Origin of the sequence: Streptomyces sp. NPDC092369 (genome assembly GCF_044755245.1) — a bacterium.
Lineage (GTDB): Bacteria > Actinomycetota > Actinomycetes > Streptomycetales > Streptomycetaceae > Streptomyces.
Map to the genome: position 1 here is coordinate 624,203 of NZ_JBIVQP010000007.1, position 20,113 is coordinate 644,315.

Here is a 20,113-nt window from a genome sequence, read left to right on the forward strand (position 1 = left end):
GAGTTCCTCTGACACGACGTGAGAGAAGAGGGGGCCGCATGACCGTCACTCAGCGTCGGGGCCGGAAGATCATGATGACGCCTGGGGAACTGGACGAGTTCCTCACCAGCCAACGCACCTGCCGGGTGGCCACGGTGTCGGTGGGCGGGGCGCCGCACGTCAGCACGTTGTGGTTCGCCTGGGACGGGACCTCGATGTGGCTGTACTCCGTGGTGCGCAGCAAGCGGTGGACCGACCTGCGCCGTGATCCCCGGGTCGCGATCGTGGTCGACACCGGCGAGGAGTACGACGAGCTGCGCGGCGTCGAGCTGTCCGGGGCCGTGGAGTTCGTGGGCGAGGCCCCCCGCACCGGGGAGCTGCGCGCCGAACTCGACGTCCCCGAAACCCTGTTCGCCCGCAAGAACTTCCGTCTGGAGGAGATGCCGCACGACGGCAGGCACGCCTGGATACGGCTGACGCCGGACAAGATCGTGTCCTGGGACTTCCGGAAGCTGGGCGGGCGGTAACGGGGCACGCGACGCCGGGCCGATCCGAACGACGGTCAGCCCACCTTCCGCGCCGCGTCCTGCAACGCCCGTACCGCCGCCCTGATCGAGGGGCGGCGGTCGGCGTCCGCCCGCCAGACGACGTAGACATGCCGGCGCACCCGCTGGACGAGCGGGACGGTGACCACGCCGGCCGGCATCGGGTGGCGGCCCAGCAGCGGGGCGATGCAGACACCCAACCCGGCCTGGACGAGGCCCAGTTGGGTGTGGGTCTCGGCGGCCCGGTGTGCGACGATCGGCTCGATCCCGCGCGAGCGCAGCGTGAACATCAGCCACTCGTGGCAGAACTCGCCCTCGCCCCAGGTGATCCACTCGTCCTCGGCCAGCTCCCCGAGGTCCACCTCGTCGCGCCCGGCGAGCCGGTGCCGGGCCGGCATCGCCAGGTCGGCCGGGTCGTCCAGGACGGGCGCCTTCACCAGCCCGTCGGGAAGCGGCATCGGCTTGTTGTACCAGTCGAGGACGACCGCGAGGTCGAGGTCGCCGCGGACCACTCCGGCGATGCCGGCCTCCGGCTCCAGCTCGGTGGAGCGCACCCGCAGCGCCGGATGTTCGGCGCGCAGATCGGCGAGCGCGAGGGGAAACAGCCCGCGCGCGGCCGTGGGGAACGCCGACACCCTCAACTCGCCGACCACCTGCCCGCGTTGCGCCTCCAGATCCGACTGGGCCAGCTCGACCTGCGACAGGATCCGCGCCGCGTGCTCGGCCAGCAGCCGCCCGGCATCGGTGAGCCGCACCCCCCGACCGTTCTTGGCGAGCAGCTGCTGACTCACCTCCCGCTCCAGCTTGGACATCTGCTGCGAGACCGCGGAGGTGGTGACATGCAGCGCGTCGGCCGCCCCACTGACCGAGCCGTGCCGGGCGAGGGCGTCGAGGGTGCGCAGGCGCTCCAGATTCAACATGTAAGTGATGCTACGAGATACCGATGCCGAAATCTCGATGGTGCTACGAGATCAGGTGCGGCATCGTTACGGCCATGACCACCGCCTCGACCTCCGAGACCGCCACCGGGCCCCGGGCCGCCAAGACCGCCACCGCACCCCGCACCGACTGGCGCCTCCGCTTTGGCGCCCTCTCCCTGATCTGGGGCTTCAGCTTCCTCCTCATCAAGGTCGGCACGGAGGGGTACGCCCCGTTCCAAGTGACCCTGGGGCGACTGGTGTTCGGTACGGCGGTCCTGGCGGCGGCGATGGTCGTGAAGCGGGAGCGTCTGCCGGGCGGTGGCCGGACATGGCTCCATCTGACGGTCGCCGCTTTCCTGTTGAACGCCCTGCCGTTCTCCCTCTTCGCCTACTCCGAGCTGACGATCCCCTCCACGCTCGCGGGTATCTGCAACGCGACCTCCCCGCTGTGGGGCATGGCCCTGTCCCTGGTCGCCCTCTCCGAGGACCGGCCGACCCGCGTCCGCGTGGCGGGCCTCGGTATCGGCTTCCTCGGCGTCCTGACGGTCCTCGGCGCCTGGCAGGGTTTCCACGGCCTGGACGCCACGGGCACGGCGATGGCCCTGCTGGCCTCGCTCAGCTACCCGATCGGCTGGATCCACGTCCGCCGCACCCTCGCCGGCACCGGCCACTCGCACCTCTCCCTGACGGGCGCGCAGTTGCTGCTGGCGACGGTCCAACTGGCCGTCGTCACACCCCTGTTCACCTCGCTCCCGGACCACCTCTCCCCCGGCCCCCTCCTCGCGATCGCCGCCCTGGGCGCCCTGGGCACGGGCCTCGCCGTCCTCATCCAGTACGGCCTGGTCGCCGAAGTCGGCCCCACCACCGCGCAGATGGTCACCTACTTCATCCCGGTCATCGCCACGGCCGCCGGTGTCACGATCCTCGGCGAGTCCCTGACCTGGTCGACTCCGGTCGGCGCGGCGATCGTGCTGGCGGGGGCGGCGCTCACGCAGGCGAGGCCGCGGAAGCGGCGGCTCGGGCGGGGGCGGAGAGCGGCCGAGGCCGGTGCCATGGTCGAGGCGGGTGTCACAGTCCAGGCCGGTGCCATGGTCGAGGCCGGTGTCACGGTCAAAACCGCGGAATCCGCGGCCACTTCGAAGGCCTAGGCGCCCCTCCACAGACCCCCTTCCGCCCACCCCCGCTACACATACCTCCGCCCCGTCGCCTTCCCCTCCGCCGGTCCCACCGCCGACGCGATCGCGTCCGCCAGCGGAGTCGCCTCCGAGTCGGTCAGGGTCGCGACGGTGACCCGGATGCCCGGCGGCGCGTTCAGGCGGAAGCGGGCGCCCGGGGCCACGGCCCAGCCTGCGTGCAGGAGTCGGGACACCGCGCCGGTCTCGTCCGGTACCGGGATCCAGACGTTGAGTCCGCTGCACCCATTGGCCGCCACCCCGCGTGCCGCGAGCGCGTCGATCAGCAGGTCGCGCCGTCGTCGGTACGCCTTCGCCACCGCCGCCGTGTCGAGCGCGCCGTCGGTCCACAGCCGCACCACCGCCCGCTGAAGGAGGTGGCTGACCCAGCCGGGGCCGAGCCGGTGCCGCCCGTTCACGCGGTCGACGGTGACGGCGTCCCCGGTGAGCACGGCGAGCCGCAGATCGGGTCCGTAGGCCTTGGCGACCGAGCGGACGAAGGCCCAGTGGCGGGTGACGCCGGCCAGCGGATGCAGCGGCAGGTCGACGATGCCGAGGCCGTGGTCGTCCTCGATCAGCAGGACCTCCGGATGCTCCCGGAGCACAGCGCGCAAGGCACGCGCACGCGTGGCGGTCACCGCGGCGCCGGTCGGGTTCTGCGCGCGGTCCGTGACGATCAGGGCGTGCGCCCCGCCGGCGAGAGCCCGCCGTACGTCGTCGGGGAGCGGCCCTTCGTCGTCGACGCCGACCGGTACGACCCGCAGCCCGAGCGCCGGGACCAGGTCGAGCAGGCTGCCCCAGCCGGGGTCCTCGACGGCGACGGTGTCCCCGGACTTGAGATGGGCCGCGAGCACGCGCTCGATGACGTCGAGCGAGCCCGAGGCGAGTGCCACGGGGCCATCAGGGACCCCGTCGGCGTCCAGTTCGGCGCGCGCGATCCGCGCCAACTCCGGTTCCACGAGGGCGTCGCCGTACAGCACCGGCTCCCGGTCGCCCCGCGCTGCTGCCGACGCGAAGGCCTCGCCCAGGGACGGCAGCAGCGCCGGGTCCGGATTGCCGTTCGCCACGTCCCGCACCCCCTCGGGCACGTCCGTGCGGACGTACTCCCGCCCGGTGGTGGCCGGCTTGGACCGCACCCGGCTGCCTCGGCGCCCGGCGGTCTCGATCACCCCTCGCTCCCGCAGGATCCGGTACGCGGACGCGACGGTATTGGGATTCACCCCCAGCTTGACCGCCAACTCCCGCATGGGCGGCAGCACTTGCCCCGGCTCCAGCGCCCCGGCGCCCACCGCACGCTCGACGCTCGCCGCGATCTCGGCTGCGCGTCGCCCTTCGATCCGATATCCTTCTAGCACAAAGAAGATTATGCACTAGTGCAATATCGGACGCAACACGCCACGAACGCCTACGGAGAACGCCATGCAGGGGACCGCCCAGCCGACGACGTCGCAGCCCGCCGCCTACACGCCGACCGACCGCACCGTCCCCACCCGCTCCCCGGACCGGGCGTCGTACGACAAGGAGCTGGTGCACTCGATACTCGACGAGGGCTATGTCTGCCACCTCGGCTTCGTCCGCGACGGCGCACCCGTCGTGCTGCCCACGCTGTACGGCCGGGTCGGTGACCGGCTCTACGTGCACGGCTCGACCGGCTCGCGCCCGCTGCGGATGACCGGCAAGGCCGACCCGGGGCTCGCCGTGTGCCTGACGGTGACGCACGTGGACGCGCTGATCCTGGCCCGCTCCGCCTTCCACCACTCGATCAACTACCGGTCCGTGGTCGTACACGGCATCGCCTACGACGTGACGGACCCGGAGGAGAAGCGCGCGGCCCTCGACTCCCTCGTCGACCACGTCGTCCCGGGCCGCGCGGCGGACTCCCGGCCCGCGAACAAGAAGGAGCTGGCCGCCACCGCCGTGATCCGCCTCGACCTGAACGAGGTCTCCGCCAAGCTCCGCACCGGCGGGGTCAACGACGAGCCCGAGGACCTGTCCCTCCCCCATTGGGCCGGCGTCGTCCCACTCCGCAAGGGCTACGAAACCCCGGTGTCCGACGCGGACTTGACCCCCGGCATCGAGCTCCCCGACTACCTGGCCGTGCCGTGATGCTGATCCACCCCTGGGACGCGCCCCGCGACGACGCCGAGTGGCAACACTGGCTCTCCGTCCACGACTTCGGGCAGCTCGCCGTCAACGGCCTGCCGGGGCAGCCGCCGCACGTCCAGCCGCTGCACTTCGCCTACGAGCCCGAGCGCGGCGAGCGGGGCGAGGTCGTCACGCACCTCGCCCGGCCCAACCCGCTCTGGCCGGCGTTGGAGGCATCCCCGGACGTGCTGCTGAGCGTGGTCGACGACTACGCGTACATCCCCGGTCCCTGGCAGGCCCCGCCGGACACCCCGTCCGAGCACGGCGTACCGACCAGTTTCTACGCGGCCGTCCAACTCCGTTGCCTGGCCCGGGTCGTGGACGATCCGGCACAGAAGGCCGAGCTGCTGAACCGCCAGGTCGGCCACTTCCAGCCGGAGGGCGGCTCCGCGCGGGCGGCGGCGGGCGAGGAGCCCTACGGCCGGATGCTCTCCGGGATCCGGGGGCTGGTGCTCCAAGTCATCGACGTACAGGCGAAGTTCAAGTACGCCAGTCACAAACCGGCGGACGTGCAGGACCGGATCGTGGCGGGGCTCGCGGAGCGGGACGGGACCGGGGACGCGGCGGCCCGGGAGCATCAGGTGCGGCGGCGGGGAGTGTGGACGCCGACCAAGTGACCGGCCACCGTGCGGTCGGCCGCTCAGACGGCTGGCCCCACCGCGCGATTGGCCGCTCAGGTGACCAGCCCCACAGTCCAGTTGGCCGCTCGGACGGCCGGCCCTACCGCGCGGTTGGCCACTGAGGTGACCGACCCCATCGCGCGATTGGCCGCTCAGGTGACCAGCCCCACAGTCCAGTTGGCCGCCCGGACGGCCGGCCCCACCGCGCGGTCGGCCACTCAGGCGACCGACCCCATCGTGCGGTCGGCCGCTCAGACAGCCAGTCTCACCGTGCAGTTGGTCCCTCAGACGACCGGCCCCACCATGCGGTCGGCCACGCAGACGGCCCGCCCCCACCATGCAGTTGGCGGCTCAGACGGCCGGCTCCGTCGCCGCCTCGGCCGCTCACGTGCCCGTGCCCCTCGCGGACAGCTCGCGTTCCGGGCCGCCGCTCGCCACCGGGTCCGGGGAGCCCTTGGCCGGGGCGGTCGACTGGGCGATGAACGCGCCGAGGAGGACGATCGCGCCGCCGATGATCTGCGGGGCGGACAGGTGCTCGCCGAGCAGGACCCAGGCCAGCACGGTCGCGATGACCGCTTCGAGACACGCGACGACGCCCGCGACCTGCGGGGAGAGCCGGCGCACGGAGACCACTCCGGTGACGTAGGCGAGGACGGTGGCGATCAGCACGATCCAGGCCAGCAGGACGGCGGCGGACACGGAGGTGCCGTTCATGTCGGCGGAGCCGCTGAGCACGGACCAGTCCATGGTCCAGGGGCGGGCCACGACGGTCAGGACGAGCGCGCCGATCAGCAGGCCGAACGCGATCACGCCCAGCGGATCGGGGGCGTCCTCGCCGGCGTCGCTGCCCTGGTCGGACAGGACGAAGTAGCCGACCTGGCAGCAGGCGGCGGCGAGGGCGAGCAGCAGGCCGATCGCGTCGAAGCTCAGGCCCGACCAGACCTCGACGACACAGGCGAGGCCGCCGACGGCGAGGACCACGCCGAGCGCGGCGGCACGCGTCACCGGCCGGCGCTGCACGAACCGCACCCAGCCGAGGACGAGGGCGGGCGCGAGGTACTCGACCAGCAGCGCGACCCCGACGGGTATCCGGGATATCGCGGCGAAGTAGCAGGCCTGGACGCCGGCCACGGCGAGCAGTCCGAACCCGGCGAGCAGCGCGGGGCGTCGGCGGACCAGCGCGCGGTGGCGGACGGCGACCGGCAGCATCACCAGGGCGGCGCCCGCCACCCGCAGCCACACCACGTGGAGCGGGTCGAGGCCTGCCTCGATCAACGGCTTGGCCGCGACCCCGGACCCTCCGAAGGCGATCGCCGATCCGATCGCGAGACCGAGCCCGACGCCCTTGCCGGCACTGCCCTGACTGCTCTTCGACGTCTGCACCCGGACATGATGACAGGGCACGACAGGAGCGTCACCCCCGATGACTCCTGTCTCACCGGCTGGACGAGCCGGACCGCCGTCTTCGCCTTCATCCCCTCTTCGCCTTCATCCCTCTTCGCCGTCATCGGCTGGACGAGCCGGACTGGGACAGGAAGTCCTCGACGCGGGCGGTCACCTCGTGCCGGTCGATTCCGGCCCGGTCCAGCACCTCGACGGCGCGCGCCTGCGGGTCCACGACGAGCGCCGCGAGCAGGTCGACCCCGCAGGCCGGTTCGTCGCCGCGCCGGGCAGCGCGGTCGCAGGCGTTCCCCATCGCGCCGGCGGCCAGCGGCGACAGGCCCTCGCTCTCCTGCACCACGGGTACCGCGCCGGAGTCCTCGACGCTGCCCTGCCAGCGCAGTCCGTAGCCGATGCTGCGCTGCACGAGGTAGCCGAGCAGCCGGGCGATCTCGGGACCGTCGTCGAAGACGGCGCGCACGTCGGCGTCGTACTCGAGAAGGGAGTGCAGAAGGTGCGCCGTGTCGATCTGCCGGTCCCCGTCCCGCACCGCGCGGCGGCGGGCAGCGGTGACGACCGCTGCCAGCTCCGCACTGAGCGTGGCGGCGGTGTCCGCGCGAGGGCCGAGGGCCTGCTCGCCGACCGACTGCCGAGGGATCCGGGGTTGCACATCCCCACCCCATCAGTCCCAGGGCATTCGGTCATCCCCGGGCGGAAGCATCTTCCCGTCCCACACAGAGTGGAGTCCGACGGCCGAAATCTCCTCCTTACGGATGAGATCAGGCCGTTCTCGGCGCGGGGGCGCGCGCCGCTGTGTGATGCGCCCGGTGCGCAACCGCGGCGCCCGAGTCGCTCGTCCCTCAGGGACGTGGAGAGCAGGTGCTGGCTGGTCGCACTGCCGGCCGTCGACGGCAAACAGTACGTGTACCGGGTGTACGCCCCGGAGGACGCACTGCCCGCCGACCTGTTCTGGGACGCCTGGCACTGCCACGACGAGAGCGCGCTCCCGCGCGCGTGGGATCTCTTCGACGCGGCGCAGATACGACGGGTCGGCTGAAGGGTTTCCGGTACTCCCTTTCCGCCGACCCCTTTCCGCCGGTTCATTTCTGACGGTTCATCAGTCTTGAACATTGCGGTCCGTGCGGCTACGTTCCGCGACACCGGAGCCCGAACCGAAGGGGTGGTCGCATGGCCGAAGTCAGCGCGGAGGCACGCATCGGAGCCCCCGCCGAGAAGGTGTGGGCACAACTCACCGACTGGTCCGCGTACGGCGAGTGGAACGCGACCCACACCAACTTCCCCAAGGGCGGCCCCGAGACACTCGCGGTGGGCGGGACCTTCCAGGAGAACATGAAGCTGATGGGCTTCCCGGCGGAGGTCGACTGGACCATCGAGGAGCTGGAGCTGGCCCGGGTGTTCGCCATTCGCGGCAAGGGGCCGATGCAGGTGACCGTCTCCACGCGCTACACGCTCATCCCCGACGGTGACGCCACGACGGTGCGCATCGACGGCGAGTTCACCGGTGCCGCCGTCTCGCTGATGGCGGGCAAGCTCAAGGACTCGGCGACGGCCGCGCTGGACGAGTCACTGCGGAAGCTGGACGGTCTGGTGGCCCGGCCGGTGGCCTGACCCGCGCCGGACGCACGAAGGCGCCCCGCGGATCGCTCCACGGGGCGCCTCGCTCACGGCGGGGAGGCCGTCAGTACCTACCGGTTCTCGTCAGTCCTCGTCGGCGAGGATCAGGTACAGCTTCTTGCGAGCGTCGTTGATGACGCTCAGCGCCTTCTCGCGCTGCTCCTTGCTGCCGGTCTTCCAGACCTGGCCGAAGGCCTCCATCAGACCGAAGCCGGCCTGCCGGATCTCGCCCAGGGCCTCCCAGTCGACGCCTCGGGTGGCTTCCTCCCAGGGCGCGTCCGGGCCCTCGTCGGCCGCGGTGCGGCCGGCGTCGGTGAGCGAGAACAGCTTCTTGCCGCCCTCGGACTCACTCGCGATCAGGCCCTCGTCCTCCAGCAGTTGGAGGGTGGGGTACACCGAACCGGGGCTGGGCTTCCACGCCCCGCCGCTGCGCTCGGCGATCTCCTGGATCATCTCGTAACCGTGCATCGCACGGTCCTTGAGCAGGGCCAGGATCGACGCGCGTACGTCGCCTCGCCGTGCCCTGCCGCGCGGTCCGCCCCGGCCCCTCGGGCCCCAGGGCCCGGGACCGAACCCGGGTCCACCGAAACCGAAGCCGGGACCGGGACCAGGTCCACCCGGACCTCCCGGTCCGAAGGGCCCGAAGGCGCCGCGCCGACCGTCGAAACCGCCTCGGCCGCGAGAGCCGGGGCCACCGTGTCCATGCTCGTGTCCATGGGAACGCATCGCAATCACTCCATTCATTCGTTGATCTGTCGCGATGCGTCAACGATATATCGGTAGCGATCGCCTGGCAAGCCCCCTCTCGACAATCTCAGTGGATCCGGACCCCGGCGTATGAATACTGGCTGTTCATGCACGCTGACCAAGTGGACGTGACCACCGACATCGTCGCGGCCCTGATCCGGGAACAGTTCCCCCGATGGAGCGGCGAGACGATTCGACGCGTGTCGTCGACCGGGACCGTCAATGCCATCTTCCGGATCGGGAACGACCTCTCGGCGCGTTTCCCCCTGCGCCTCGCCGATGCCTCCGAGGCACTGGCGGTGCTGGAACAGGAAGCCCGGGCGAGCGCGGAGCTGGCACTGGTGTCCCGGTTCCCCGTCCCCGAACCCGTCGCCCTGGGAAAGCCCGGAGCGGGTTACCCCATGCCGTGGTCGGTCCAGACCTGGCTGCCGGGAACGGTCGCCTCCGATGCCGACCCGAGCGGATCGGACGCCTTCGCCGAGGACCTCGCGGCCTTCATCGCGGCCCTGCGGGACGCCGGCACGCGGGGGCGGGTCTTCAGCGGCGACAACCGCGGTGGCGTCCTCGCTCACCACGACGACTGGATGGCGAAGTGCTTCGCGGAGAGCGAGGGGCTGCTCGACGTGGACCGGCTGCGCCAAGTGTGGAGCCACTTCCGGGAGTTGCCCCGCACGGGTGCCGACGTGATGAGCCACAGTGACCTGATCCCCGGCAACGTGCTGGTCGAGGGAGACCGGCTCAGCGGTGTGCTCGACACCGGCGGCTTCGGCGCGGCGGACCCCGCGCTGGATCTGGTCAGCGCCTGGCACCTGTTGCGGCCGGGCCCGCGCGAAGTACTCCGGCGGAGACTTGCCTGTGACGATCTGGAGTGGGAGCGCGGCAAGGCATGGGCGTTCGAACAGGCAGTGGGTCTTGTCTGGTACTACGTCGAGACCAATCCGGCGATGAGCAGCTTGGGACGCCGGACACTCGACCGCCTTCTGGAGTCGACGCAATGACCGCGAGCGGCCTTCAGCGGCGCCGCAGGCGTTTGTCGGTGATCGGCGGGGTGGGGTCGATGTAGAAGTCGCCGGAGTTCACGTCGACGCCGGGCGGGACGATCTCGTCGATGCGGTCGAGGATGTCGTCGCTCAGTTCCACGTCGGCCGCGGCGAGGAGGTCGGCCAGCTGCTCGGGGCGGCGGGGCCCGATGAGCACCGCGGTGACCGCCGGATGCGCCCGGACGAAAGCGGTGGCCAGATGAGGCAGCGGCAGGCCGGCCTCGGCGGCCAGAGCGGTCAGTTTGCCCACGGCGTCGGCCTTGGCCTGAACACCCGGCTGGGTGAGGTCGAACATCTTCGCCCCGGCGCCGGCGCTGCGGTGTCCGGCGGTGGGATCCGCGCGACCGGAGAGCCAGCCGGAGTTGAGCGGGCCGAAGGTCAGCACGCCCATGCCGTAGCGCTGGGCGGTGGGCAGCACCCGGCTCTCCACACCACGGGTGAGGATCGAGTACGGCGGCTGCTCGGTGCGCAAGCGCTGGTGACCGCGGCGCTCGGCCGTCCACTGCGCCTCGACGATCTCCTCGGGCGAGAAGAACGAGCCGCCCACGGCACGGATCTTCCCGGCCCGGACCAGGTCCGACAGGGCACCGAGGGTCTCGTCGATGTCGGTGTGCGGGTCGGGGCGGTGCATCTGGTAGAGGTCGACGTGGTCGGTGTCCAGGCGGTGCAGGCTGTCCTCCAGCGCGCGACGGATCCAACGGGCCGAGCCGCCGCGCCGGTTGGGGTCCTCACCCATCGGCAGCCCGAACTTGGTGGCCAGGACGATGTCGTCGCGCCTGCCCTGCAGCGCCTTGCCCACGATCACCTCCGACTCGCCACCGGAGTACACGTCGGCGGTGTCGACGAGGTTGATCCCGGCGTCCAGCGCCGTGTGGATCATGCGGACCGACTCGTCGTGGTCGGTGTTGCCCATCGCGCCGAACATCATCGCGCCGAGCGCGTACTCGCTCACCGACATGCCGGTGCCGCCGAGAATCCTGCGCTTCATGAGAGGTACCTCCATCTGCGTGCTCACTTGCCTTCCACCAGAGCAGCACCGCTCGCGGCCGGGGTGGGAGACCCGCTCCGACCGGGGGTCCGGCAGACCCCCTTTGACACGGCCACTCCCCAGGTCACCCGGTCTACGGTGGAGGCATGGCCCAGGAACCGAACAGCGAGCTGCGGGACTTTCTCCGCTCGCGCCGCGCGAGGATCACCCCGGAAGAGGCGGGTCTGGCGCCCCAGCCGGGCACCCGCCGCGTGCCGGGTCTGCGGCGCGAGGAGGTCGCCCAGCTCGCCGGCGTCAGCGTCGACTACTACGTCCGCCTGGAGCGCGGCCGCCACCTGAACGTCTCCGCGTCCGTCCTGGACGCGATCGCCCGTGCCCTGCGCCTCAACGATCTGGAGCGCGCCCATCTGTTCCGGATCGCCAGACCGACCCGCACCCGCCCTCGCCCGCTGCCCCCGCAGCGCGTACGCCCCGGTCTGCGCCTGCTGCTGGAGAGCCTCACCGACGTCCCCGCCCTCGTCTACGGCCGCCGCATGGACGTCCTGGCCGCCAACGACCTCGCCCGCGCCCTGTACACGGACTTCGAGGCCCTGCCCGCCCGCAGCCGCAACATGGCCCGGCTGGTCTTCCTCGACGACCACTTCCGGGCCCTGTACGCCGACTGGGAAGGGTCCGCCCGCGGCATCGTCGCCTCACTGCGCCTGTACGCGGGACGCCATCCGCACGACCCCGCCCTGGCGGAGCTCGTCGGCGAACTCTCCGTCCAGGACGCGGACTTCCGCCACTGGTGGGCCGACCACGACGTCTTCCAGCGCACCCACGGCACCAAGCGCTACCACCATCCCGTCGTCGGCGAACTCGTCCTGGGCTACGAGGCGTTCGCCCCCACCGACGACCCCGAGCAGATCCTGGGCCTCTCCACCGTCGAACCAGGGTCCGCCTCCGCGGAACGCCTGAAGCTGCTGGCCAGTTGGTCCCGGTCCTCCCAACACCCCGCACCGGCCGCACAATCGGACGCCCCACGCCCCTGAAGCCGCTCGGCGGGCCGGCTCAGTGGCCCCGGAACGCCTCCTCCAGCCACCAGGCGCCGTGGTCGCGCGTCACCTTGGCGTCGATGAGCAGGGGCGCCGTGCGGGGCCCGGAGAGCCAGTCCTCGACCGTCTTGAGGTCGGCCCCGGTACGGACGGTGACCGCCTCGAAGCCGTAGCCGCGGGCGATCGCGGCGAGGTCCGTCTCCGGGAAGGTGACCGTGTCCAGCGGGTGGCCCTCGGGCCCGAAGTGGTGGACCTCCGCCCCGTAGGCGTCGTCGTTGTACACGACGACCACCATCGGCAGTCCGAGCCGGCGCACGGTGTCGAGTTCCACGGCGCTCATGAGGAACCCGCCGTCGCCGAGGGCGGCCACCGGCAGCCGGTCCGGGCGGGCCAGCGCCGCGCCGATCGTGGTCGCGAGGCCCAGGCCGATCGACTGGAAGGCCTGCGTGAAGCAGAACCCCTCGTGATCCGGCACCGACAGGTACGCGCTGGGATAGCCCATGAAGTTCCCGGAGTCCACGCCCACGACCCGCTCGGCCGGGAGCAGGCCGTCCAGCGCGATGCTCAGCGTCCGCGGATCGATCCGCTCACGGGTGCCCTCGTCCTCGTACGGCACGTCCCGCCACCGCGCCCGCGCGGCGAGGGCGGCCCCGATCTCGGGCGTCCGGTACCCCTCGCGCCGCCGACCGCCCGACTCCAGCGCCCGCCGCGCGGTCCGTGCCACGTCACCGGTGACGCCGAGGGCGACCTCGCGGTGCACGCCGAGCGCGGACGGATCGTCGTCGACCTGTACGACGGTGGCGTCGGCGCCGATGAGGTTGCCGTGCCGCATGGTCCACATGTTCAGGGCGCAGCCCCAGCCGACGATCAGATCGGCGCCCTGGATCAGTTCCGCGGCCAGGGGTGAGGCGAAGCCGCCGGACACGTCGAGCGACCAGTCGCCGCCCTGGAACAGGCCCCGGGCGACCGCGGAGGTGGCCAGCAGCGCGCCGTGCTGTTCGCCGAGCTCCACCAGCGCGTCCCGCGCGTCCGGCGTACGCGCACCCCGGCCGGCCACGAAGACCGGGCGGCGCGAGCGGTGCAACAGCCGTACCAGCTCGGCCAGTTCGGCCGTCGAGGGCTCGACCGGCACGGGTTCGGGCGCCGGGGCGAAGGCCTGTGGCGCATCCAGTCCCTGCTCCGCGCTCAAGGCTCGCGCCACTTCGTCCGGCACGTCCAGGGCCTGCACCTCCAGGGGCAGGTCCAGCAGGACGGTACGGCGCTCGTGCCGGGCCCGGTGCAGCGCGGCGAGGGCCTGGGCGACCGCGTCGTGGGCCGTCGTCAGGCGCGCGGTGACGGCGCCGACCGAGTGCGCGATGACCGCCTGGTCGATCCGGAAGTTGGAGTTCGGCTGCGTCGCCTCGGCGGCAAGGACCAGCAACGGAGTACGGCTCTTGGCCGCCTCCGCGATGCCGGTGACGGCGTTGGTCAGCCCCGGCCCCTGGTGCACGCTCACCGCGGCGACGGTGCCGCTCGTGCGGGCGTACGCGTCGGCCATGGTGGCGGCGCCGCCCTCGTGCCGGGCGGCGACGAAGCGGGCGCCCGCCGCGACCATGGCGTTGGTGAGGTGGAAGTTGCCCGAACCGACCACGCCGAAGACGTGGTCGACCCCGGCCGCGGTCAGCGCCCGCCCGACGGCCTCGGCGACCTTCACGACCGCTCCACCAGGGCGAGCACGCGCGCGGGGGCACCGGATCCACTGACGATGGGCAGCGGCCCGGCGATGACGACGGCCCCGGTGGGCGGCAGCGCGCCGAGGTTCTGCAGCTGGGTGAGCCCGTACTTGTCACTGCCGAGGAGATACGAGTGACAGGGGAACGCCGGTTCGAACGAGTGCGCCCGCCCCGCGTCCGTGCCGACCGTCTCCACGCCGAGCCCGATGACCGGCGCCTCCTCCGCCACCCAGCGCGCGCACTCCGCCGACAGACCGGGCGTGTGGGGACCGTTCTCGTCGGCGTTGAGGAACGCCTCCTGCGACTCGGAGCGGGCGTCCCAGCCGGTGCGCAGCAGCAGCCAGCCCCCGTCGGGCAGCGGCCCGTGCTCGGCCTCCCAGGCCTTGATGTGGCTCACCTCGACGAGGAAGTCGGCGTCCTTGGCGGCCTGTTCGGAGAAGTCCAGCACGGCCGCCGGCGCGAGCAGCCGGCCCGCCGGAATCGACGCCACGTCCGTGAGGTCCTTTCCGGTGACCCAGTGGACCGGCGCGTCGAAGTGGGTGCCGGTGTGCTCACCGCTGCGGAAGTTGTTCCAGTACCAGGCCGGGCCCCGGTCGTCGTACCGGCTGATCTCCTCCAGCTCGAACACCTGGGTCTGCCCGAACTCCGGCGGCAACTGGATCACCGGTGTGGCCGACGACAGCGGCGACGTGAGATCGACGACCTCGATCGAACCCCCGCGCAACCCGGCGAGCAGCGCGGCGAGAACGGACGGCTGGGACATGACGGCCTCCTGGGACGGTGCTGGACTCACGACCGCGCACAACACGCTGACGCGCGCCTGCGCCTCCACGGTAGAGCCGAATACGGGCCGCCACCTGCGCGCCCCAAAATCGGTCCAGTACCGCCGAATTGGCCTTGGCCGCCCAGGCCACCCGCCCCCTACCGTCAGCGGCATGCCTCTCCGAATCGTCGATGCCTTCACCGACCGTCCCTTCACCGGCAACCCGGCCGGGGTCCTGCTCCTCGACGCGTTCCCGGACGACGAACGGCTCCAGCAGGTGGCCCTGGAGGTGAATCACGCCGAGACCGCGTTCGCGCACCCGCTGCCCGGGGGCGGCGGCGCCGACTGGGCGCTGCGGTGGTTCACGCCCGCCACCGAGGTCGACATGTGCGGTCACGCGACGCTCGCCACGGCCCACGTCCTGCACAGCACCGGCGCGCACGAGGGGCCGGTGCGGTTCGCCACCCGCAGTGGTGTCCTCGGGGCGACGCCGGAGGCGGACGGCTCGATCACCCTGGACTTCCCGACGGCCCCGCTCACCCCGGTCGAGGTCCCGTCCGGTGTCGCCGAGGCGCTGGGCGCCGAGCCGCTCGTCGCCTTCGACACCGGCCCGAACGTCGGCGACCTCGTGCTGGAGCTGGCGGACGAGAAGACGGTGCGCGCTCTCGCGCCGGACCACCGGGCCCTGGCCGCGTACTCCGAGCGGGGCGTCATCGCCACCGCGCGCGCCGAGAACCCGGCCACCGGCTACGACTTCGTCTCCCGCTGCTTCTTCCCGCGCATCGGCATCGACGAGGACCCGGTCACCGGCAGCGCGCACACGGCCCTCGCGCCCTTCTGGTCCGAGCGTCTGGGCCGCCCCGACCTGACCGGCCTGCAGGCCTCGCCCCGCTCAGGGCGCGTCCGCACCCGACTGCGCGGCGACCGCACCCTGCTCAACGGCCGCGCGGTCACCGTGATCGAGGGCGAGTTGCTCGCCTAGGGCCTGGGGTCCTGCCGACGGTCACGCCGTCGGCAGCCACCCCACCTTCCCCGCCAGCAGCGCGTACCCCACGAACGCCCCGATGTCGAGCAGGGAATGCGCCACCACCAGGGGACCCACCCGGCCCCATCGGCGGTACAGGAAGACGAACACCAGGCCCATCACCATGTTGCCGAGGAAGCCGCCGATGCCCTGGTAGAGGTGGTAGCTACCGCGCAGTACGGAACTGGCCACCAGCGCGGCTCCCGGTGTCCAGCCCAACTGCCTCAGCCGGCGCAGCAGATACCCGACGACGATCACCTCTTCGAGGATCGCGTTCTGCATCGCCGACAGGATCAGCACCGGGTACTTCCACCACACGTCGGGCAGCGCCTCCGGCACCACCGTGAGGTTGAAGCCGAGCCCGCGAGCGGCCAGGTAGAAGGCGATCCCGGTGCTGCCGATCACCGCCGCGACCCCCGCGCCCCGGCCGAGGTCGGGCCACGGCCGGGTGCGGTCGAAGCCGAGCGTGCGCAGGCTCTGCCCCTCCCGCAGCAGGAAGTGCGCGACGAGCAGGACCGGCACCAGGGCCGAGGTGATCCCGAACAACTGCCAGGCGAGATCGAGCCAGGGACGGCCCGGCGCGGCCGACGCGTTGAGTGTCGCCGCCTGGTCCTTGAGACCTCCCGGTTTCGTGACCGATCCGACAAAACTGATCAGGGCGGACACTCCACTCGCACCGAGCGAAAGTCCCAGAACGAGCAGTGTCTCGTCCCGCAGAATCCGTCGCGAGGGCCGCTCCTGAGGAAAAGAATCGGCCACCGGACCCGCCTCTGCCTGCACACCTGCCTCCAGTTGTTCAATCCCGCCTCATGCCTATCTTCGCCCCGCTAGGGTCTCGAAAGAACTTACGAAGATCGTGCGTGACAGGCCGTCGGGGGGACGGACGCCGTACGGGCGTGCCTCCCCCGTTCCATGCCGTACGGCTGCAATCCGGCACGAGGTTCAACAGGGAGGGGCACCACCGTCATGGGACGTCACAGCTTGCCCACTCAGTATGGGGCGGGCGTCAGCGACCCCCGTCCCCGCGCCCGCCGCCGCACGGTGGCCGTCGCCACGGCCCTCGTCCTCACCGTCGCCGGCGGCACCGCGGCTGCCGCGAAGAGCGGTCTGCTCTCCTTCGGGTCGAACTGCCAGGACGACCCGGTACGGCTCTCGCTCGCCGCCTCCCCGGACATCGCCCCCGCCCTGACGGCCGCCGCGAAGCGCGCCCGCACCGAGGACATCACCTCCGACGGCCGTTGCGTCGCCGTCACGGTGCACGCCCGCGAGTCGTACAAGGTCGCCGACACACTCGGCGCGGGCAAGAAGATCGACGAGCAGGTGTGGGTGCCGGACGCCGACCTGTGGATCCAGCGGATCACCGCCGACAGCGGCGCGACCGACGTGACCCCGTCGGGCGCCGTGGCCTCCACCCCGGTCGGCGTGGCGATGGTGCCGACGGCGGCCAAGGCGCTGGGGTGGCCGAAGAAGACGTACAGCTGGATCGAACTGGCCGGCGCCACCCTGCAGAGCGACTCGCTCAAGCTGGGCGCGGCCGACCCCTCGCGCAGTGCGACCGGGCTGCTCGCGCTGACCCGGATCGGGACGGCCGCCTCCGGTCTCAAGAACGGCGACACCCAGGCCGCGGCGATGATGAAGACGCTCTCGCAGCGCACCTCGGACACCGACGGCCAGGTCCTGGACACGCTGCCCCGGGACTCCTCGGGCACCGAGCAGGGCAACCCCAAGCGCAACCAGGCGCTGATCCTCACCGAGCAGGCGGCGTACGCGTACAACACGTCGAACGACACCGACGGCAGCCTCGACATGTTCTACCCGAAGGACGGCTCGCCCCGGCTGAACTACCCGTACGCGATGGTCGATCAGCTGACCACCGACCAGAGCCGGGCCGCGCTGCGGTTCATGAACTACCTGCGCCAGCCCGAGCAGTTGCGGCTGCTGGAGAAGTACGGTTTCCGCACGGACGACGACCAGGCGCCGGCGGCCGTGGTCGCCAAGGCCGGCGGCAGCAGCCCGCAGCCGTACGCGGAGGCCGCGCCCCAGCCGGCCGAGGACGCGGCGCTGCAGGAGGCGCTGGGCACCTGGACGATCACCGTGCAGAGCGCGCGGATCACCACGGTCGTGGACGCCTCCTCGTCGATGTCCGAGCCGGTGCCGAAGACCGGTCAGTCGCGCATGGACGTGACCAAGGCGTCGCTGCTGCAGGCTCTCGCCACCTTCACCCCGGAGGACGAGATCGGCCTGTGGGAGTTCTCCACCAAGCTGGACGGCAAGAAGGACTACCGCGTCCTGGTGCCGACCGAGCGGCTCGGCGACCAGAAGGCCGCCGGCACCCAGCGCGACAAGCTGTCGGCGGCGTTCAGCGCCCTGAAGCCGGTCCCGGACGGGGCCACCGGGCTCTACGACACCACGCTCGCCGCGTACAAGGCGGCCACCGAGTCGTACGCCGACGGGAAGTTCAACGCCCTGGTCATCCTCACCGACGGCGTCAACCAGGACCCGGGCAGCATCTCCCGCACCGCCCTGATCACCCAGTTGCAGAAGCTGACCAACCCCGAGCGCCCGGTGCCGCTCATCGTGATCGCCGTGGGCCCCGACGCCGACAAGGGGGAGGCCCAGGAGATCGCCGAAGCCACCGGTGGCTCGGGCCAGTCCGTCAGCAACCCGGCCCAGATCCACACGGTCATCCTCAAGGCGATCGTGGCGGCGGGCGCCCAGGGCGACACCGGCGACTGACCGGCGGCTCACCCCAGCGGCACGGGCTCCGGAGGGCCCACCGGCCAGGTGTGCACGGGGTCTCCCTTGTGCATGAGTTCGCTGTACCGCCGAGTCGTCGCGGCGAAGGCGGCATCCCGCGCGAGCCCCGCCTCCAGCGCCCCGTGGAAGGTCGCCGCCTGCCAGGACGCGCCGTTGACCCGGCGCCGGCAGCGCTCCTCGATGACCCCCAGATACAGATCCCGGTCGGCCGGCTCCACCCCCCACGCGTCCAGCCCGACCTCGGCCAGCGGCAGCAGTTCGTCGCGTACGAGGGTCACCGCGTCGATCTGCGCGGTGCCGCCGTACCGGCCGCGGGGCCACTCCAGGCGGGCGTCGATGCCGTGCCGGCAGGCCTCGTCGAAGTTGGCGGCGGCGGCCTCGAAGGGCAGCCTGCTCCACACCGGCCGCGACTCCTCGGCGAGGGCACGGACGACGCCGTAGTAGAAGGCCGCGTTGGCGATGACGTCGGTGACGGTGGGGCCCGCGGGCAGCACGCGGTTCTCCACGCGCAGGTGCGGGACGCCGTCCGCGATGCCGTAGACCGGGCGGTTCCAGCGGTACACCGTGCCGTTGTGCAGGACGAGTTCGGCCAGGCTCGGGATGCCGCCGGCGTCGAGGACGTCGAGGGGCTCCTCCTCGTCGGTGATCGGCAGCAGCGCGGGGAAGAAGCGCAGGTTCTCCTCGAAGAGGTCGTAGGCGGAGGTGATCCACCGCTCCCCGAACCAGGTGCGCGGGCGCACTCCCTGGGCCTGGAGTTCGGGCGGGCGGGTGTCGGTGGACTGCTGGAAGAGCGGCGGCCGGGACTCGCGCCACAGCTCACGGCCGAACAGGAAGGGCGAGTTGGCGCCGATGGCGACCTGCACGGCGGCGACGGCCTGCGCGGCGTTCCACACGTCGGCGAAGCGGTCGGGCGTCACCTGGAGGTGCAGTTGCACGGAGGTGCAGGCGGCCTCCGGGGCGATGGACTTCGAGGTGCAGGTGAGCCGTTCCACGCCGTCGATGTCGAGGACGAAATCCTCACCGCGGGCGGCCACGATCTGGTCGTTCAGCAGCGTGTAGCGGTCGACGTCGGAGAGGTTGGAGGAGATCAGATCGTCCCGGTCGAGGGTCGGCAGAATACCGATCATCACGATTCCGGCATCGAGTTCCCCCGCTTTCCGGTGCGCATATGCCAACGACGTACGGAGTTCCTCGGCGAGCTGGTCGAATACCCGACCACCCAACCGATGTGGGGCTATGTTGACTTCCAGATTGAACATGGCGAGTTCTGTTTGGAAATCTCGGCTCGCGATCCGTTCAAGCACCTGCGCATTGAGCATTCTCGGCATACCGTCGGGGCCGGCCAGATTCAATTCGATCTCAACCCCCATGAGGTTCTGGGGCCGGTCGAACAGCTTCTGCTCCAGCAATCGCTCCAGCCCCGTCAGACACCGTCGAAGCTTGGCGCGGTAACGCTGCCGATCGGACAGATCGAACCCACCTGCGACGACCTTCTCCCCCATCGGAGCATCCCTCCTCTCACGGACAGGCCGAAGATCGGCCGCCGGCGTCCCGGGTCACGTGGGATGATGCCCAGCCGAGCCGATGGATAACGTCCCCGAACCGGCCCACCGCCCGCTACTCTGGCCAGATGTGACCGGCGGCACATTCAC

General features: G+C 71.6%; 20 protein-coding genes. 10 read left to right on the forward strand and 10 right to left on the reverse strand.

The window, feature by feature from the left end; translation table 11 throughout:
* Positions 1–38: 38 nt before the first annotated feature.
* Positions 39–506, forward strand: coding sequence for a pyridoxamine 5'-phosphate oxidase family protein (locus ACIQI8_RS37775; RefSeq protein ID WP_402361197.1), 468 nt, complete (start codon positions 39–41; stop codon positions 504–506).
* Positions 507–541: 35 nt separating this feature from the next.
* Here the strand turns inward: ACIQI8_RS37775 and ACIQI8_RS37780 are convergent, their stop codons facing one another.
* Positions 542–1,444, reverse strand: coding sequence for a LysR family transcriptional regulator (locus tag ACIQI8_RS37780; RefSeq protein WP_402361200.1), 903 nt, complete (start codon positions 1,442–1,444; stop codon positions 542–544).
* A gap of 74 nt (positions 1,445–1,518) precedes the next feature.
* Here ACIQI8_RS37780 and ACIQI8_RS37785 point away from each other — a divergent pair, with 74 nt between their 5' ends.
* Positions 1,519–2,592, forward strand: coding sequence for a DMT family transporter (locus ACIQI8_RS37785; RefSeq protein ID WP_402361203.1), 1,074 nt, complete (start codon positions 1,519–1,521; stop codon positions 2,590–2,592).
* A gap of 35 nt (positions 2,593–2,627) precedes the next feature.
* Here the strand turns inward: ACIQI8_RS37785 and ACIQI8_RS37790 are convergent, their stop codons facing one another.
* On the reverse strand, positions 2,628–3,971 hold the full coding sequence (locus ACIQI8_RS37790; protein WP_402361206.1) for an aminotransferase class I/II-fold pyridoxal phosphate-dependent enzyme: 1,344 nt from the start codon (positions 3,969–3,971) through the stop codon (positions 2,628–2,630).
* A gap of 64 nt (positions 3,972–4,035) precedes the next feature.
* On the opposite strand from ACIQI8_RS37790, the gene ACIQI8_RS37795 reads away from it, so the two are divergent.
* Both ACIQI8_RS37795 and ACIQI8_RS37800 read left to right on the forward strand, forming a co-directional pair.
* On the forward strand, positions 4,036–4,722 hold the full coding sequence (locus tag ACIQI8_RS37795) for a pyridoxamine 5'-phosphate oxidase family protein (protein WP_402361209.1): 687 nt from the start codon (positions 4,036–4,038) through the stop codon (positions 4,720–4,722).
* The gene (locus ACIQI8_RS37800; RefSeq protein WP_402361211.1) at positions 4,722–5,378 is read left to right on the forward strand and encodes an FMN-binding negative transcriptional regulator; all 657 of its coding nucleotides are present in this window, start codon (positions 4,722–4,724) and stop codon (positions 5,376–5,378) included. Before ACIQI8_RS37795 ends, ACIQI8_RS37800 begins: the two co-directional genes overlap by 1 nt.
* A 387-nt stretch (positions 5,379–5,765) precedes the next feature.
* Here the strand turns inward: ACIQI8_RS37800 and ACIQI8_RS37805 are convergent, their stop codons facing one another.
* Both ACIQI8_RS37805 and ACIQI8_RS37810 read right to left on the reverse strand, forming a co-directional pair.
* Positions 5,766–6,764 (reverse strand): EamA family transporter, encoded by a 999-nt coding sequence (locus tag ACIQI8_RS37805; RefSeq protein ID WP_402361214.1) that lies wholly within the window; start codon positions 6,762–6,764, stop codon positions 5,766–5,768.
* Positions 6,765–6,885: 121 nt separating this feature from the next.
* The gene (locus tag ACIQI8_RS37810; protein ID WP_402361217.1) at positions 6,886–7,431 is read right to left on the reverse strand and encodes a Clp protease N-terminal domain-containing protein; all 546 of its coding nucleotides are present in this window, start codon (positions 7,429–7,431) and stop codon (positions 6,886–6,888) included.
* 198 nt (positions 7,432–7,629) lie between these two features.
* Between ACIQI8_RS37810 and ACIQI8_RS37815 the strand changes: the two genes are divergently transcribed.
* Together ACIQI8_RS37815 and ACIQI8_RS37820 are read left to right on the forward strand one after the other, a co-directional pair.
* A complete protein-coding gene (locus ACIQI8_RS37815; protein ID WP_402361219.1) occupies positions 7,630–7,818 on the forward strand; it encodes a hypothetical protein in 189 nt (62 codons plus the stop codon).
* Positions 7,819–7,949: 131 nt separating this feature from the next.
* Positions 7,950–8,390 (forward strand): SRPBCC family protein, encoded by a 441-nt coding sequence (locus tag ACIQI8_RS37820; RefSeq protein WP_402361222.1) that lies wholly within the window; start codon positions 7,950–7,952, stop codon positions 8,388–8,390.
* Between the two features lie 90 nt (positions 8,391–8,480).
* Here ACIQI8_RS37820 and ACIQI8_RS37825 read toward each other — a convergent pair whose 3' ends face one another.
* Entirely contained in the window at positions 8,481–9,122 is a 642-nt protein-coding gene (locus ACIQI8_RS37825) for a PadR family transcriptional regulator (protein WP_402361225.1), read from the reverse strand.
* A gap of 128 nt (positions 9,123–9,250) precedes the next feature.
* Between ACIQI8_RS37825 and ACIQI8_RS37830 the strand changes: the two genes are divergently transcribed.
* Positions 9,251–10,141 carry an aminoglycoside phosphotransferase family protein gene (locus ACIQI8_RS37830; RefSeq protein ID WP_402361228.1) on the forward strand — a complete coding sequence of 297 codons (891 nt, stop codon included), beginning with the start codon at positions 9,251–9,253 and terminating at the stop codon, positions 10,139–10,141.
* A gap of 13 nt (positions 10,142–10,154) precedes the next feature.
* Here ACIQI8_RS37830 and ACIQI8_RS37835 read toward each other — a convergent pair whose 3' ends face one another.
* Complete coding sequence (locus tag ACIQI8_RS37835; protein ID WP_402361231.1) at positions 10,155–11,171, reverse strand: aldo/keto reductase; 1,017 nt, start codon at positions 11,169–11,171, stop codon at positions 10,155–10,157.
* A gap of 146 nt (positions 11,172–11,317) precedes the next feature.
* Between ACIQI8_RS37835 and ACIQI8_RS37840 the strand changes: the two genes are divergently transcribed.
* Positions 11,318–12,202, forward strand: a complete 885-nt coding sequence (locus tag ACIQI8_RS37840; protein ID WP_402361234.1) for a helix-turn-helix domain-containing protein — start codon at positions 11,318–11,320, stop codon at positions 12,200–12,202.
* Between the two features lie 19 nt (positions 12,203–12,221).
* Here ACIQI8_RS37840 and ACIQI8_RS37845 read toward each other — a convergent pair whose 3' ends face one another.
* Together ACIQI8_RS37845 and ACIQI8_RS37850 are read right to left on the reverse strand one after the other, a co-directional pair.
* Positions 12,222–13,898 (reverse strand): thiamine pyrophosphate-binding protein, encoded by a 1,677-nt coding sequence (locus ACIQI8_RS37845; RefSeq protein ID WP_402361237.1) that lies wholly within the window; start codon positions 13,896–13,898, stop codon positions 12,222–12,224.
* Positions 13,895–14,680: a cyclase family protein gene (locus tag ACIQI8_RS37850; RefSeq protein WP_402361240.1), complete on the reverse strand. Its 786-nt coding sequence runs from the start codon at positions 14,678–14,680 to the stop codon at positions 13,895–13,897. Before ACIQI8_RS37850 ends, ACIQI8_RS37845 begins: the two co-directional genes overlap by 4 nt.
* A 172-nt stretch (positions 14,681–14,852) precedes the next feature.
* On the opposite strand from ACIQI8_RS37850, the gene ACIQI8_RS37855 reads away from it, so the two are divergent.
* Positions 14,853–15,662: a PhzF family phenazine biosynthesis protein gene (locus tag ACIQI8_RS37855; RefSeq protein ID WP_402361243.1), complete on the forward strand. Its 810-nt coding sequence runs from the start codon at positions 14,853–14,855 to the stop codon at positions 15,660–15,662.
* A 21-nt stretch (positions 15,663–15,683) separates the two neighbouring features.
* On the opposite strand, the gene ACIQI8_RS37860 is transcribed toward ACIQI8_RS37855, so the two are convergent.
* Positions 15,684–16,484 carry a CPBP family intramembrane glutamic endopeptidase gene (locus ACIQI8_RS37860; RefSeq protein ID WP_402361246.1) on the reverse strand — a complete coding sequence of 267 codons (801 nt, stop codon included), beginning with the start codon at positions 16,482–16,484 and terminating at the stop codon, positions 15,684–15,686.
* Positions 16,485–16,670: 186 nt separating this feature from the next.
* Between ACIQI8_RS37860 and ACIQI8_RS37865 the strand changes: the two genes are divergently transcribed.
* Positions 16,671–18,440 (forward strand): substrate-binding and VWA domain-containing protein, encoded by a 1,770-nt coding sequence (locus ACIQI8_RS37865; protein WP_402361249.1) that lies wholly within the window; start codon positions 16,671–16,673, stop codon positions 18,438–18,440.
* A gap of 8 nt (positions 18,441–18,448) precedes the next feature.
* On the opposite strand, the gene ACIQI8_RS37870 is transcribed toward ACIQI8_RS37865, so the two are convergent.
* Positions 18,449–19,963, reverse strand: a complete 1,515-nt coding sequence (locus ACIQI8_RS37870; RefSeq protein ID WP_402361252.1) for a glutamate-cysteine ligase family protein — start codon at positions 19,961–19,963, stop codon at positions 18,449–18,451.
* Between the last annotated feature and the right edge of the window lie 150 nt (positions 19,964–20,113).